Origin of the sequence: Pseudoalteromonas sp. BDTF-M6, from assembly GCF_018334135.1 — a bacterium.
Classification (GTDB): domain Bacteria; phylum Pseudomonadota; class Gammaproteobacteria; order Enterobacterales; family Alteromonadaceae; genus Pseudoalteromonas.
The window spans coordinates 127,559-141,744 of the sequence record NZ_JAGXTQ010000005.1; the positions used below are offsets into that span (position 1 = coordinate 127,559).

Below are 14,186 nucleotides of genomic sequence, written 5' to 3' on the forward strand. Positions count from 1 at the left end.
TAGTTATCCTTGCTAATTAACTGTGCTCGATTACTCGCGGCAGGTCTTCATCGCTGCGCAGCGTCAATACTTCAACGCCGTTGTCGGTAACCAGTAGGGTATGCTCCCACTGCGCCGAAAGGCTGCGGTCTTTAGTGATAACCGTCCATTCGTCCTTAAGCAACTTACACTGGCGTTTACCGGCGTTAACCATGGGCTCGATGGTTAAACACATGCCCGCTTTCAAGGTTTCACCTGTGCCCGGACGGCCATAGTGCATCACCTGCGGCTCTTCGTGGAATTCTTTGCCGATACCGTGGCCGCAGTATTCACGTACGATCGAGTAGCTAAAGCCTTCGGCAAACTTTTGGATAGCGGCGCCGATGTCGCCCAAACGCACGCCAGGCTTGACCATTTTAATGGCCAAATAGAGGCTTTCTTGAGTCACTTCGCACAGGCGTTTGCCTTGAATCGTCGGCTGGCCGACATGGAACATTTTTGAGGTGTCGCCGTGATAACCGTCTTTGATCACGGTCACATCGATATTGATAATATCGCCTTCTTTAAGCGGCTTGTCATTAGGGATACCGTGACAAATAACATGGTTCACCGAGGTACAGATGGACTTAGGGAAGCCGTGGTAGTTCAGTGGCGCCGGAATCGCATCTTGCTCATTAACGATGTAATTGTGACAAATGGTGTTGAGCTCATCAGTGGTCACCCCAGGTTTTACATACGGGCCGATCATTTCCAGCACCTCTGCGGCCAAACGGCCTGCAACGCGCATTTTTTCGATTTCTTCCGGGGTTTTGATCACTGCAGTCATTGATGCTCCAATTCGGTTTTTTAAGATGTTTGCTGCGCACAAATAGTGCACAAAAATTTGAGTCTTGGTCGCTAATATGGTATAAAGCGCGCCGTCTTTTTACAAATAAAATCACCGCCGGTAAAAATCATCTTACTGCGAGTGGTTTGTCTGTAACGAAGACATAACCATTTAATATTAACACACACACATATCGACACATACACTTGGGTGCACTGAGAAGTTATTTCAAGGTGTTGGTGCTATGGGATATGTGGAGGCTTAACCCTAAATTATATAGAGGAAAATACAATGGCAAACGTTTCAATGCGCGACATGCTTAAGGCGGGTGTACACTTCGGTCACCAAGCTCGTTACTGGAACCCTAAGATGAAGCCGTTCATCTTCGGTGCGCGTAACAAGGTTCATATCATCAACCTTGAGCAAACTGTACCTATGTTCAACGATGCACTTAACTTCTTACAGAATGCTGCGTCTAACAAAGGTAAAGTACTTTTCGTTGGTACTAAGCGCGCTGCAAGCGAAGCAGTAAAAGAAGCGGCAGTTAAATGTGACCAGTTCTACGTAAACCACCGTTGGTTAGGTGGTATGCTTACTAACTGGAAAACTGTTCGCCAGTCAATCAAGCGTCTTAAAGATCTTGAAACTCAAAGCCAAGACGGTACGTTTGAGAAGCTAACTAAGAAAGAAGCGCTAATGCTTACTCGTGAAATGGCTAAGCTTGAAAAGAGCCTTGGCGGTATCAAAGATATGGGCGGTCTTCCAGACGCACTATTCGTTATCGATGCCGATCACGAGCACATTGCTATCAAAGAAGCGAACAACCTGGGCATTCCAGTAGTATCTATCGTTGATACTAACTCTAACCCAGACGGCGTTGACTACATCGTTCCTGGTAACGACGACGCGATCCGTGCTATCCAGCTTTACACTAACGCAGTTGCTGCTGCCGTTACTGAAGGCCGTGAAAGCAACATCGCCGTTCAAGCTGAAAAAGACGATTTCGTCGCAGCTGAGTAATCGCGACTCGCTTGTCATCAAGTCTTCATCCTAAAGCGGTGAAGACTTGATATTCTTAATTCAAAGTGACGTTTGGTCACTTGCTCTAAACATTGATTTGAGGAAACTCCCATGGCTGTAACTGCTGCCCTAGTTAAAGAATTACGCGAGCGCACTGGCGCTGGCATGATGGATTGTAAAAAAGCACTAACTGAAACTAACGGTGACATCGATCTAGCGATCGAAAACATGCGTAAGAGCGGTGCTGCTAAAGCTGCTAAAAAAGCAGGTAACATCGCTGCCGAAGGTACAATCCTTATCAAAGAAGGTAACGGTTTCGCTGCGCTTCTTGAAGTTAACTGTCAAACTGACTTCGTTGCTAAAGATGCAAACTTCCTAGGTTTTGCTAACCAGGTACTTGACGCTGCTGTTGAGTCAAAAGCAGACATCGAAGCGCTTCAAGCTCAGTTCGAAGAAACACGTGTTGCCCTAGTTGCTAAAATCGGTGAAAACATCAACGTACGTCGCGTTGAGTACATCGATGGCGACAAGCTAGCTTCTTACCGTCACGGCGACCGTATCGGTGTAGTTGTAGTTGGTGAAGCTGACGAAGAAACTTTGAAGCACGTTGCTATGCACGTTGCTGCGTCTAAGCCTGAGTTCGTAAACCCAGAAGACGTACCTGCTGATGTTGTTGAAAAAGAAAAAGCAGTTCAAGTAGAAATCGCAATGAACGAAGGCAAGCCAGCTGAAATCGCTGAGAAGATGGTTGTTGGCCGCATGAAGAAGTTCACTGGTGAGATCTCACTTACTGGTCAAGCTTTCATCATGGAACCTAAGCAAACTGTTGGCGAAATGCTTAAAGAGCGTGGCGCGTCAGTGTCAGCGTTCGTTCGCCTAGAAGTTGGTGAAGGTATCGAGAAGAAAGAAGAAGATTTCGCTGCTGAAGTAGCTGCTCAAGTAGCTGCTGCTAAAGGCGAGTAATCCTTTACGCTTTTTAAAGCATGTTGGTGCGACCTAGCTATCAGCCCCGTATGTCCTTGTCATTAGAAAGGAAAGCAGCGGCCCGAAGTGAGCAAAAGCCATGATTTGCTTTTGCGTCGACCAACAAAATTAATTAGAATAACCGCGCTCTTATGTACCCACATAGGCGCGGTTATTTTTTATCTACAATTCGTTATTGGCCGGGAAAATATGAATATTAGTCGCAAACCTATTTTTAGACGTGTTCTACTTAAACTAAGTGGTGAAGCTTTAATGGGAGACGAGGGCTTCGGCATCGATCCTAAAGTACTCGATCGCATGGCTCAGGAAATTAAAGAGCTCGTAGAACTCGACGTAGAAGTGGGTTTAGTTATCGGTGGCGGTAACTTCTTACGTGGTGGCTCCTTGGCCGAAGCGGGCATGAACCGCGTAGTAGGCGACCACATGGGTATGCTGGCAACCGTAATGAATGGCCTAGCCATGCGTGATGCGTTGCACCGCGCCTTTGTGAATGCGCGTTTAATGTCAGCCATTCCGCTAAACGGCGTGTGTGACGCATACAACTGGGCCGAGGCGATCAGTTTATTGAAGTCGGGCCGCGTGGTGATCTTCTCTGCCGGTACCGGTAACCCGTTCTTTACGACCGACTCAGCGGCCTGTTTACGCGGCATCGAAATTGAAGCTGACACCGTGATTAAAGCCACGAAAGTGGATGGTGTGTTCAGTGATGACCCAGTGAAAAACCCTGAAGCCACTCTTTATCGTCATCTTGCCTATAATGAAGTAATTGAAAAAGAACTGAAAGTAATGGACTTAGCCGCCTTTACCTTGGCGCGCGACCATAAAATGCCAATCAGTGTCTTTAATATGAATAAACCTGGTGCGCTTAAGCGCGTGATCATGGGTGAAGAAGAGGGAACCTTGATTTCTTCTGAAGCCTCGAGTGAGACAAAATAAGTAGGATACTAGCGTGATAAACGACATTCAAAAAAGTGCGCAAGAGCGCATGCAAAAAAGTGTAGCCGCACTTGGCAGCCAACTATCTAAAATCCGTACTGGCCGTGCCCACCCAGCATTGCTAGACGGCATCACTGTTTCTTATTACGGTGCCGATACACCGCTGAACCAAGTAGCAAACGTAACCATCGAAGACTCGCGTACCCTGGCTATCAGCGTATTCGATAAGTCTTTGGCGCAAGCGGTTGAAAAGGCGATCATGACGTCTGATCTGGGCCTAAACCCTGCATCAGCGGGCACGGTAATTCGTGTTCCTCTTCCGCCACTAACGGAAGAGCGTCGTAAGGACTTAATCAAGATCGTACGTGGTGAAGTAGAAAGCGGCCGTGTAGCGGTACGTAACATTCGCCGTGACGCGAACAGCGATATCAAAGCACTATTAAAAGATAAAGGTATCTCTGAGGACGAAGCACGCCAGGGCGAAGATGAGATCCAAAAGCTAACAGATAAGTACATCAAAGAAATGGACGCACAACTAAGCGCCAAAGAAGAAGAGTTGATGGAAATCTAAACGCTCTAAATTTGAGCGATTTGCTCATAAATTGCCATTAGGTTTGTAACGCCGTCTAGGGTATACTAGGCGGCGTTTTTTTGTGGATAATTTGAGTTACATGGCTTTAGACGCAGAACAAATTTCGCAGCAATTATTGCCCAAACATGTGGCAATTATCATGGACGGTAATGGTCGTTGGGCGCAGGCTCAGGGTCACCCACGGGTGTACGGTCATAAGAAAGGGGTTGATGCGGTTAGAGAAGCAGTGAAATTTTGCTCTAAGCTGGGCATCGAGTCGTTAACCTTATTTGCCTTTAGCAGTGAGAACTGGCGACGTCCGGAAGAAGAGGTCACTACGTTGATGGAACTGTTTTTAATGGTTCTTGGCCGCGAGGTGAAAAAGCTGCATAAAAATAACGTTAAATTATCCATCATTGGCGACCTGGGTCGCTTTTCCGAAAAGCTACAAGAGAAGATAGCTGCAGCACAAGCGCTTACAGCCCAAAATACCGGGCTGCGGCTGAATATTGCCGCAAATTATGGTGGTCGTTGGGATATCGCCCAGGCCGCTAAAGAGTTAGCGCTTAAGGTATCGGCAGGTGAATTAACAGCGGATGACATTGACGAGCACTCGCTGGCAAAGCATATTAGTCTAAATGAACAAAGTGAACTGGATTTATTGATACGCACAGGTGGAGACCTGCGCATCAGTAATTTCCTGCTTTGGCAGGCAGCATATGCTGAGCTTTATTTTACGCCTACGCTATGGCCCGACTTTAACGAGTCGGTCTTTGCAGAGGCCATTGCCTGCTACGTATCGAGAGAACGTCGGTTCGGATGTACCGGTGAACAAATAAAACAATTACTCTCACACGCTCAGCCCTAAGTTGAAGGTATAAGACTTGCTTAAACAACGAATTATCACGTCACTGGTGCTGGCGCCACTGGCCCTTGCATTAGTGTTTTTAGCCCCCCTAGATTGGTTTAGTTACTGTGCCGGCGGCATCGTATTATTGGGCGCCTACGAATGGTCGGCGTTAATGGGTATTTGTAATCGCGCCAAAAGGCTCATTTATGTGGCGTTAGTCGCGGTATTGGTGGCGTTAATGCAGTGGCATTGGCCGATCACCGCGCTGTGGCAGCAGGGTCAAATGCTGCCGGATATCAATTATGTCTTCACCCTGGCCCTGGCCTGGTGGATTGTGGCCACCATATTGGTGGTACGTTACCCTAAATTCAGCGATGCCTGGTCACAGGGCTATTTAATGCGCGGTATTTCCGGGGTATTGACCCTGGCACCATTGTGGCTGGCGCTCTGTGTACTGCGCAGCGCAAACTACGATGAGTCGAGCCAGTTTGGCTCCTATTTGATTTTGGCGGTATTAGGCATTGTCTGGTGTGCCGATATCGGCGCCTATTTCAGCGGTAAAAACTTTGGTAAGCATAAATTGATGCCCAAGGTGAGCCCGAATAAAACCATCGAAGGTTTTGTTGGGGGCCTGCTAAGCGCCGCGATTTTTGTCTTGGCATTTTGTTATTTTAAAGGGGTAGAGCCTGGCATGTGGGCACCCTATGCCCTGATGGCTGTGATAGTCGCGGCATTCTCTGCGGTCGGCGATTTGTTGGAAAGCATGTTTAAACGTCAGGCCGGCATGAAGGACAGTGGTAAGTGTTTGCCCGGTCATGGCGGTATTCTGGACCGTATCGACAGCCTCACTGCTGCAGCGCCTATCTTCGTGGTGTTCTACGCCTGGACCATGACCCTATGAGTAGCAAAAGAGTCACCATTTTAGGCTCTACCGGCTCCATCGGCCAAAGCACCCTGGACGTGATTGCGCGCAATCCTGAGCAATACTCGGTCTTTGCTCTGGTCGCCGGACGCAATCTAGAGCAAATGGTGAGCGACTGTGTCCGGCATAGGCCGCGATTTGCGACCCTGTCTTGCCCCGATGCCAACAGGCAACTGGGCGAGCGTCTTAGTTCACTGGGTATCGCTACCCAGGTCGTGGACTATGAGCAGGATATGACCATGCTCTGTCAGCACAGCGATGTCGATATGGTGATGTCTGCCATTGTCGGGGCCGCCGGGCTTATTCCTACCTTGTACGCCATCGAAGCGGCCAAGGTGGTGATGCTGGCGAACAAAGAGTCCCTGGTGATGTCGGGGCAATTATTTATGGACAAGGTACGTCACCACGGCGCTACTTTGTTGCCTATCGACAGCGAACACAACGCCATCTTCCAATGTATGCCCGAGGCCATTCAGGGTCATCATGATGCTACCTTGGTTAGCCATGGCGTTAGTAAAATTTTACTGACCGGCTCCGGCGGCCCATTTCGCGAACGAGCCCTGGACACCTTCGCAGACATCACGGTTGCCGAAGCGGTCGCCCATCCCAATTGGTCCATGGGTCAGAAAATTTCTGTCGACTCGGCGACCATGATGAATAAGGGCCTGGAATTTATCGAAGCCAAATGGTTGTTTAATGCCAGCGCTGACGATATCGAGGTAGTGATCCATCCGCAGAGTATGATCCATTCCATGGTGCAATACTGCGACGGCTCGGTTTTGGCGCAAATGGGGCAGCCGGATATGCGCACGCCCATCGCCCATGCTTTGGCCTACCCACAGCGAATTGATGCCGGCGTGGCGCCGTTGGACTTCAGTGCCATGAAAGATTTTAGCTTCCATGCTCCGGATTTTAATCGCTACCCGAACCTGCGTCTTGCTATTGAGGCCTGTAAAGCGGGGCAGAGTGCGACCACCATAATTAACGCCGCCAACGAAGAGGCGGTGGCGGCATTTTTAGCCGGCCGGATTCGCTTTACCGACATCTATGCGGTAAATGCAGATACCCTGGCGGCTATGTCGACCCAATACGATGATTGTTTAGAGGGAATTTTGCGGTGCGACGGCGATGCAAGGTGCGTTGCACAGCAGCAAATTAAGAGTAGGGCAAAATAATGTTCGAATTTCTGTGGCACCTAGGCTCCTTTATTGTAGCTTTGGGCATCTTAGTTACCGTGCATGAATACGGCCACTTTTGGGTGGCCCGCAAGGCAGGCGTCAAGGTGCTGCGTTTTTCCATTGGCTTTGGCAAACCCTTGTTGCGTTGGCACGATAAACTCGGCACCGAGTACGTGGTAGCGATGATCCCCCTTGGCGGCTATGTAAAAATGCTTGACGAGCGTGTCGATAAGGTTGCCGAGCATGAGCGTCACCTGTCTTTTAATGCCAAATCCGTGTATGCCCGTATTGCTATCGTCAGTGCCGGCCCCATCGCCAATTTCTTATTTGCTATTTTTGCCCTGAGTTTGATGTATGTCATCGGCGTGCAATCCGTTAAGCCTATTATTGGCGATGTTACTGTACAAAGCCGTGTTGAGGCCGCCGGTTTAAAAGCGGGCGATCAGCTGCTGGAAGTCGGTAGCCAGCAAACCCAAGACTGGCAGGAAGTAACCTTGGCATTGATGCAGCATCTGGGTGATGACAGCGTCAATGTTAAAATACAAACGCCTTCGGGTACCCAGAGTATCAAGGTGGTGGATCTCGAGGGTTGGAGCTTACAGCAGCGCGACCAATCGCCGTTGGCGTCTATTGGTATCGTGCCTTTTCGTCCCGATGCGACCTTGACCCTGGCTATGGTGGCTCCCGATTCACCCGCACAGCGAGCCGGGTTACAAGAAGGGGATGTGCTGATCAGTGTCGAGGGTAAGCTGATTAAGTCCTGGTCTGCCTTGGTACAGCAGATTGAGCGCTCCGCCGAGCAGCCACTGCAATTTCATGTAATGCGTGGCAAAACAGGCATGGATGTAACCGTGATACCGGCCGACAAACCCACAGAAGATGGTTTTAGTCGCGGTTACCTTGGCGTGGTACCTGTGGTGGAGCCTTGGCCTGAAGATGCAATTGTGACCCGCAGTTACAATCCGGTCACGGCCATTGGCCTTGGCGTTGCAAAGACCTGGCAAATGATCAGTCTGAGCTTTGAAATGATTGCAAACCTGATCACCGGTCAGGTGTCGATTAAGAATATCAGTGGCCCCGTAGGCATTGCGGTTGGGGCAGGAACTAGCGTAAGCTACGGTTTCGTCGCGTTTTTAAGTTTTTTAGCACTGATCAGCGTGAGCCTTGGGGTATTTAATTTATTGCCTCTACCGGTACTCGACGGTGGCCACTTAATGTATTACATAATTGAACTTATTCGCAAAAAGCCAGTCTCTGAAAAGACACAAGAAATTGGTTTTCGCATCGGTGCAACGTTATTATTGGCGCTTACTGCGTTCGCGCTGTTAAACGATATTGCGCGATTGTAACCTGAGGTTACCGCCGGCTTGGCTATTTTATGGGTAAAAACCGAGCCGGATGGACAAAGAAACTGCTGTGTAAGCCAAACAGCAATGATAAGATGGTTGTATTAGACGCAGCCGATGGCCCAAACCAAAACAGCCGTGCGCAAAACGAACTCTAACTAGTGCGTTTGGGTGAAGACACTGTAGTAAAGGACAAAGATAATAAAATGGCTATAAAAAAACATTTGGCAGTAACGAGTTTATTAGGGGCCAGTTTCGCCGCCCTGGGCCAAGAATCCTTTATCGTAGAAGATTTAAAAGTTGAAGGTCTGCAACGAGTTGCTTTAGGCGCCGCGCTGACCCATATCCCGATTAACGTGGGTGACCAAATTGATACCTATACGGTGTCAAAAACCATTAAAGCGCTCTATAAATCAGGCCACTTCGATGATATCGAAGTGTACCGCGATGGCGATAAAATTGTCTTTAAGGTGACCGAACGACCCACCATCAGCTCCATCGAGTTTGACGGCAACAAAGACATCAAAGACGAGCAGCTGACCGAGAGTTTAGAGCAGCAGAATATCCGTACCGGTGAGCCACTCGATCGCACCGTGCTCGATAGCGTTGAAAAGGGCCTGATCGAATTCTTCCACAGTATTGGTAAATACAACGCTAAAATAGACATCGAAATTACCCGCTTGCCGCGAAACCGTGTGCGTTTAAATATCAATTTTGATGAGGGTGATGCCGCCTCTATTCGTCAAATTAACATCGTTGGTAACGAGTTATTCCCGGACGAAGAGTTACTTACCCTGGTGGAGTCACAACAGGACTTGCCGTGGTGGAAGTTTATGTCTTCGGACCGATACCAAAAGCAAACCATTGAGGGCGATTTAGAAAAAATTCGCAGTTATTACCTCGACCGTGGTTATTTGCGCTTTAATATCGACTCGACTCAGGTATCGGTTAGTCCCGAGCGTGAGTCCGTGTATGTGACCGCTAACATCACCGAAGGCGAGAAGTACATGGTCAAGGGGTTTGACTTTATCGGTGACCTACTTGGTCGAGAAGAGTTGATCCGCAGCGTCATCCCGCTTAAGGCCGGTGAGCTTTACAATGGCTCAGTGGTGACCTCGTCGGAAGAATTTATTAAGAGTTACCTGGCGCGCTTTGGCTACGCCAATGCCGTGGTACGCACCATTCCGGAAATCGATGACGAAACCAAAGAAGTGCAATTAGTGTTGTCTGTTGACCCAGGCAAGCGCGTTTATGTACGTCGTATTGATATTTCTGGTAACCAAAGTACCGCCGATGAAGTTATTCGTCGTGAGATGACTCAGCTTGAAGGCGCTTGGTTGTCAAACCAAAACCTTGAGCGCTCAAAATTGCAGATTCAACGTTTGCCCTACATGGAAAATGTCGAATTTGAGGTGAACCCGGTGCCCGGTGTGGATGATGAAGTCGATGTGGGCTTTACCGTTAAAGAGCAGTCAGCCGGTAGCTTTACCGCTGGTTTGGCCTATGGTTCCTATTACGGCCTGCAGTTTAACATTGGTATCAGCGAGTCAAACTTCCTAGGTAGCGGTAATCAGGTGGCGTTTAATATCAACACCTCGCGTGGTTCTGAAAGCGTCAGTCTGTCTTATACCGACCCTTACTTTACGCCAGACGGAGTATCACAAGGTTCGAGTATTTTCTATCGTAACTACGATGCCAGTGAGTTCAGTCTGATCAACTATAAGTCGAAAAGCTATGGTCTCGGCACTAATATCGGCTTCCCGATCAATGCAGTAAACCGTTTGAACTTCGGTGTGCGTTGGATTGAAGAAGAACTGTCCGATTTGGCCGAATACGAGCAAACGCGCGTGTTGCGTGAAACCTTCCTGGATCCGGAAAACCCGGATGCTGGCTTTGAGTTTACCAAGTATGAACTCAGCGCCGGTTGGTCTCGTGTCACGGTTAACCGTGGTATGTTCCCAACAGCGGGTTCGCGTCAGTCGCTAAATCTGTCTGCGACCACGCCTAACTCGGATCTGACCTACTTTAAGATCAACTATAACTCACGTTATTACTGGCCGGTGAGCGACGATCATCGTTGGGTGTTCTCGGCACGTGCAGCGCTGGGTTATGGTAATGGTTATGGCGAAACCAATGGCTATGATCAGGTCTTGCCGGTGCAGGAATTCTTCCGTATTACCGAGCAGGAATTACGTGGCTTTGACCGTAATACCATCTTGCCACAGGCGGTAATACGTTCTCCACAGAATATCCCGGGTACAACCTTGCCGGACGGCACACCGACCGGCAATATAGGCGGTGCCGAGGAATTCGATACCTTACGACTTGCCGGTCGTATCGGTGGTAACGCTAAGGCGGTAGCGGGTGTAGAAATGATAGTTCCAACGCCGTTTTTAGATGAAGAGAACAGCAGTTCTGTTCGTACCAGTTTCTTTGTCGATGCGGCCAACGTATGGGATACAGAGTTTAACGTTGACCGTTATCAAAACCTTCAGCCCGATGAGCGGGCGCGCTTGGATGATTTTTCCGATCCAGCTCGTTTCAGGGTTTCAACTGGTCTTTCAATCCAGTGGATCTCGCCCATGGGGCCCATGCTAATTAGTTTTGCTTATCCGTTGCAAGAAGAAGAAGATGATAAGACCAAGACATTTAGCTTTAACATTAGTAACACTTTCTAAGGAGTTTTCTGTGAAAAAACTATTCAAAAACACAGCACTAGTAGTATTAGCCGCGCTAACCATGGGTACTTCGGTGCAGGCTTTGGCGCACAAGGTTGGCATCGTTGATATGCAAACTATTTATTCTCAGGTGCCACAAACAATGGCCATTGAAAACACACTGAAAAGTGAGTTTTCAGAGCGTCGCCAAGAACTAGAAAAGCTTCAGGGCGACATCCGCTTTGAAATGGAAAAGTTCCAGCGTGAAGCACCAACCATGAGCGAAGATCAGAAAAAGGCGCTTGGCGATAAGATTAACGGCATGCAAAAGCAGCTTGCTGAAAAAGGTCGTCCGCTAGAGCAAGAAATCAAGCAACGTCAAAACCAAGAGCTGGCCAAGCTACAAAAAACCATCATTACCGCCATTGAAGAAATCGCCAAAGACGGTGACTATGACGAAGTGAAGGTTAAAGACGGCACTATTTACTTCAACCCTAAAGAAGTAACTGATCTGTCAGAAAAAGTGGTTGAGCGCGTAAGTAAGAAGTAATGATGGCAAAAAGCTTAGCTGACATCGCCCAACATTTAGGTGCCGAACTTATCGGTGACGGCACCCTTGAAATCGTTGGCATCCAGACGCTTGAAAAAGCAACTGCGGCGCATATTAGTTTTTTAGCAAATAAAAAATACCGCAGCCAACTGGCCGATACGCAGGCCGGTGCGGTGATCCTAAGTGCCGCCGACGCCGAGCACTTTGCCGGTAATAAACTGGTTTGCCAAGACCCCTATGTGGCTTATGCCAAGTTGGCGCAGTTGCTAGACAGCACGCCGGCTTCGGCCGTGGGGATTCACCCAAGCGCGGTGATTAGCCCTGATGCCAAGGTCAGTGCCAGTGCCAATATCGGTCCATTGGTGGTGATTGAAGCGGGGGCGGTGATTGGCGATCATGCGCAAATCGGCTCGCACTGTTTTATCGGTAAAGATGTGCAAATCGGTGCCCATACCAAGCTGTGGAATAATGTGACCGTGTACCACCAGGTGCAACTGGGTGAACACTGTTTGGTGCAGGCCAATACCGTGATAGGTGCAGACGGTTTTGGTTATGCCAATGAGCGTGGCCAATGGGTGAAGATCCCACAAATCGGCTCTGTTATAATTGGCAACCGCGTTGAGATTGGTGCCAGTACCACCATAGACCGTGGTGCTATCGACGATACCCTTATCCACGATAATGTGATCATCGATAATCAGTGTCAGATTGCCCACAATGTGGAAATTTGCGAAGGGACTGCCATTGCCGGTTGTACCGTGGTTGCGGGAAGTACCAAAATAGGTCGTTACTGCCAGATCGGCGGTCTTAGCGCCATCACAGGTCACGTGGAAATCTGCGACAAGGTGGTACTAACCGGTATGAATATGGTCACCAGCGGCATTAGCGAACCGGGTATTTACTCCTCGGGCTTGCCGCACAGTAAGAATAAAGAGTGGCGTCGTACCATAGCGCACCTGCGCAATATTGGTGACATGAACAAGCGTATCAAGGCCATCGAGGCCGAGCTTAAGTCACAAGAATAACTTTGTTTTAAGGAAAAGAAGTTGGCTAATCAGTTAAATAGCTTAGATATTCAAGAGATACTGAGTTTACTACCGCACCGTTACCCGATGCTGTTGGTGGATAAGGTGTTGGATTACACACCGGGTGAAAGCCTGCACGCAGTAAAAAACGTGACTATTAATGAGCCGATTTTTACCGGGCACTTTCCTGACCAGCCAATTTTCCCAGGCGTGATGATCCTAGAGGCTATGGCCCAGGCAACCGGCCTATTGGGTTTTAAAACCACAGAAAATCGTGGTGAGAACGAGCTATACTTGTTTGCAGCCATCGACAATGCGCGCTTTAAACAGCCGGTATTACCTGGCGACACCATGCACTTGCATGTGAAGTTCCTAAAAGAGCGTCGCAATATGTGGAAATTCTACGGTGAAGCAGTTGTCGACGATAAAGTCGTATGCAGCGCCGAACTAATGTGTGCAAGAAGAGAGTTTTAATCGTGATCCATCCGACCGCAATTATCGAACCCGGTGCAAAGCTTGCTGATGATGTTCAAGTTGGTCCCTATAGTTATATAGGCAATGACGTTGAAATCGGTGCAGGTACCATTATTGAATCTCATGTGGTAGTGAAAGGGCCGTCGAAAATCGGCAAAAACAACCACATTTTTCAATTCGCATCGGTAGGCGAGGCGTGCCAGGATAAAAAATACAAGGATGAACCGACGCAGCTTATCATTGGTGATAACAACATTATTCGCGAATGCGCCACCATTCACCGTGGCACCATTCAGGATCAGGGTATCACCAAGATTGGCAGTAATAACCTATTTATGGCCTATACCCATGTTGCGCATGACGCAGTGATTGGCGACAACGTTATTTTTGCGAATAACGCCAGTGTCGCGGGCCACGTGCACATCGGTGACTGGGTGATCCTGGCGGGTAACTCAGGCGTGCATCAGTTTTGTAAAGTGGGTGCTCATGCCTTTATCGGCATGTACTCGGGTGTAAACCAGGATGTGCCACCTTATGTCACCACTATCGGCACTCCTGCGCGTCCCGTTGCTATCAACACCGAAGGCTTGAAGCGTCGCGGTTTTGAGTCTGATGAGATCATGGCTTTGCGTCGTGCCTATAAGACCTTGTTCCGTAAGGGACTTAAGGCGGATGAGGCGCTGGCACAATTGCAAGAGGAAGTGGCTAACTTCCCGGCTATTCAGCCGATGATCGACTTGGTTACCAACTCTACGCGCGGCATTATTCGTTAAATCGAGCCGTTTAAAGAGTTGCTCACAGAGCAAAAATTGAAGAAAAAGCGCTAACCCGGTTGTTAGCGCTTTTTTTATGCATGCACTTTTGATAC

Annotated in this window: 14 protein-coding genes; 13 read left to right on the top strand and 1 reads right to left on the bottom strand. The window is 48.7% G+C overall.

The window, feature by feature from the left end; translation table 11 throughout:
* Positions 1-16 precede the first annotated feature (16 nt).
* Positions 17-817, bottom strand: coding sequence for a type I methionyl aminopeptidase (gene map, locus KD147_RS12910; protein ID WP_267894662.1), 801 nt, complete (start codon positions 815-817; stop codon positions 17-19).
* 279 nt (positions 818-1,096) lie between these two features.
* On the opposite strand from map, the gene rpsB reads away from it, so the two are divergent.
* From rpsB to lpxA, 13 genes are all read left to right on the top strand, one after another.
* On the top strand, positions 1,097-1,825 hold the full coding sequence (gene rpsB / locus KD147_RS12915) for a 30S ribosomal protein S2 (RefSeq protein ID WP_105255158.1): 729 nt from the start codon (positions 1,097-1,099) through the stop codon (positions 1,823-1,825).
* A 111-nt stretch (positions 1,826-1,936) separates the two neighbouring features.
* The gene (tsf, locus tag KD147_RS12920; protein WP_212548130.1) at positions 1,937-2,788 is read left to right on the top strand and encodes a translation elongation factor Ts; all 852 of its coding nucleotides are present in this window, start codon (positions 1,937-1,939) and stop codon (positions 2,786-2,788) included.
* Between the two features lie 210 nt (positions 2,789-2,998).
* Positions 2,999-3,745, top strand: coding sequence for a UMP kinase (pyrH, locus tag KD147_RS12925; RefSeq protein ID WP_105255159.1), 747 nt, complete (start codon positions 2,999-3,001; stop codon positions 3,743-3,745).
* Positions 3,746-3,758: 13 nt separating this feature from the next.
* Positions 3,759-4,316, top strand: a complete 558-nt coding sequence (frr, locus tag KD147_RS12930) for a ribosome recycling factor (RefSeq protein WP_212548131.1) — start codon at positions 3,759-3,761, stop codon at positions 4,314-4,316.
* A gap of 100 nt (positions 4,317-4,416) precedes the next feature.
* Positions 4,417-5,184 carry a polyprenyl diphosphate synthase gene (uppS, locus tag KD147_RS12935; protein WP_249319266.1) on the top strand — a complete coding sequence of 256 codons (768 nt, stop codon included), beginning with the start codon at positions 4,417-4,419 and terminating at the stop codon, positions 5,182-5,184.
* A gap of 16 nt (positions 5,185-5,200) precedes the next feature.
* Positions 5,201-6,067, top strand: a complete 867-nt coding sequence (locus KD147_RS12940; protein ID WP_105255161.1) for a phosphatidate cytidylyltransferase — start codon at positions 5,201-5,203, stop codon at positions 6,065-6,067.
* Positions 6,064-7,263 carry a 1-deoxy-D-xylulose-5-phosphate reductoisomerase gene (ispC, locus tag KD147_RS12945; protein ID WP_212548132.1) on the top strand — a complete coding sequence of 400 codons (1,200 nt, stop codon included), beginning with the start codon at positions 6,064-6,066 and terminating at the stop codon, positions 7,261-7,263. The genes KD147_RS12940 and ispC overlap by 4 nt, the downstream gene beginning before the upstream one ends.
* Entirely contained in the window at positions 7,263-8,615 is a 1,353-nt protein-coding gene (gene rseP, locus KD147_RS12950; protein WP_212548133.1) for a sigma E protease regulator RseP, read from the top strand. The genes ispC and rseP overlap by 1 nt, the downstream gene beginning before the upstream one ends.
* Positions 8,616-8,818: 203 nt before the next feature.
* On the top strand, positions 8,819-11,290 hold the full coding sequence (bamA, locus tag KD147_RS12955; protein WP_212548134.1) for an outer membrane protein assembly factor BamA: 2,472 nt from the start codon (positions 8,819-8,821) through the stop codon (positions 11,288-11,290).
* 10 nt (positions 11,291-11,300) lie between these two features.
* Positions 11,301-11,819, top strand: a complete 519-nt coding sequence (locus KD147_RS12960) for an OmpH/Skp family outer membrane protein (RefSeq protein ID WP_105255164.1) — start codon at positions 11,301-11,303, stop codon at positions 11,817-11,819.
* Between the two features lie 2 nt (positions 11,820-11,821).
* Positions 11,822-12,844 (top strand): UDP-3-O-(3-hydroxymyristoyl)glucosamine N-acyltransferase, encoded by a 1,023-nt coding sequence (lpxD, locus tag KD147_RS12965; RefSeq protein ID WP_442792656.1) that lies wholly within the window; start codon positions 11,822-11,824, stop codon positions 12,842-12,844.
* A 21-nt stretch (positions 12,845-12,865) separates the two neighbouring features.
* Positions 12,866-13,318, top strand: coding sequence for a 3-hydroxyacyl-ACP dehydratase FabZ (fabZ, locus tag KD147_RS12970; protein WP_105255166.1), 453 nt, complete (start codon positions 12,866-12,868; stop codon positions 13,316-13,318).
* Between the two features lie 2 nt (positions 13,319-13,320).
* Positions 13,321-14,091 (top strand): acyl-ACP--UDP-N-acetylglucosamine O-acyltransferase, encoded by a 771-nt coding sequence (gene lpxA, locus KD147_RS12975; RefSeq protein ID WP_105255167.1) that lies wholly within the window; start codon positions 13,321-13,323, stop codon positions 14,089-14,091.
* The last annotated feature ends 95 nt before the right edge of the window (positions 14,092-14,186 follow it).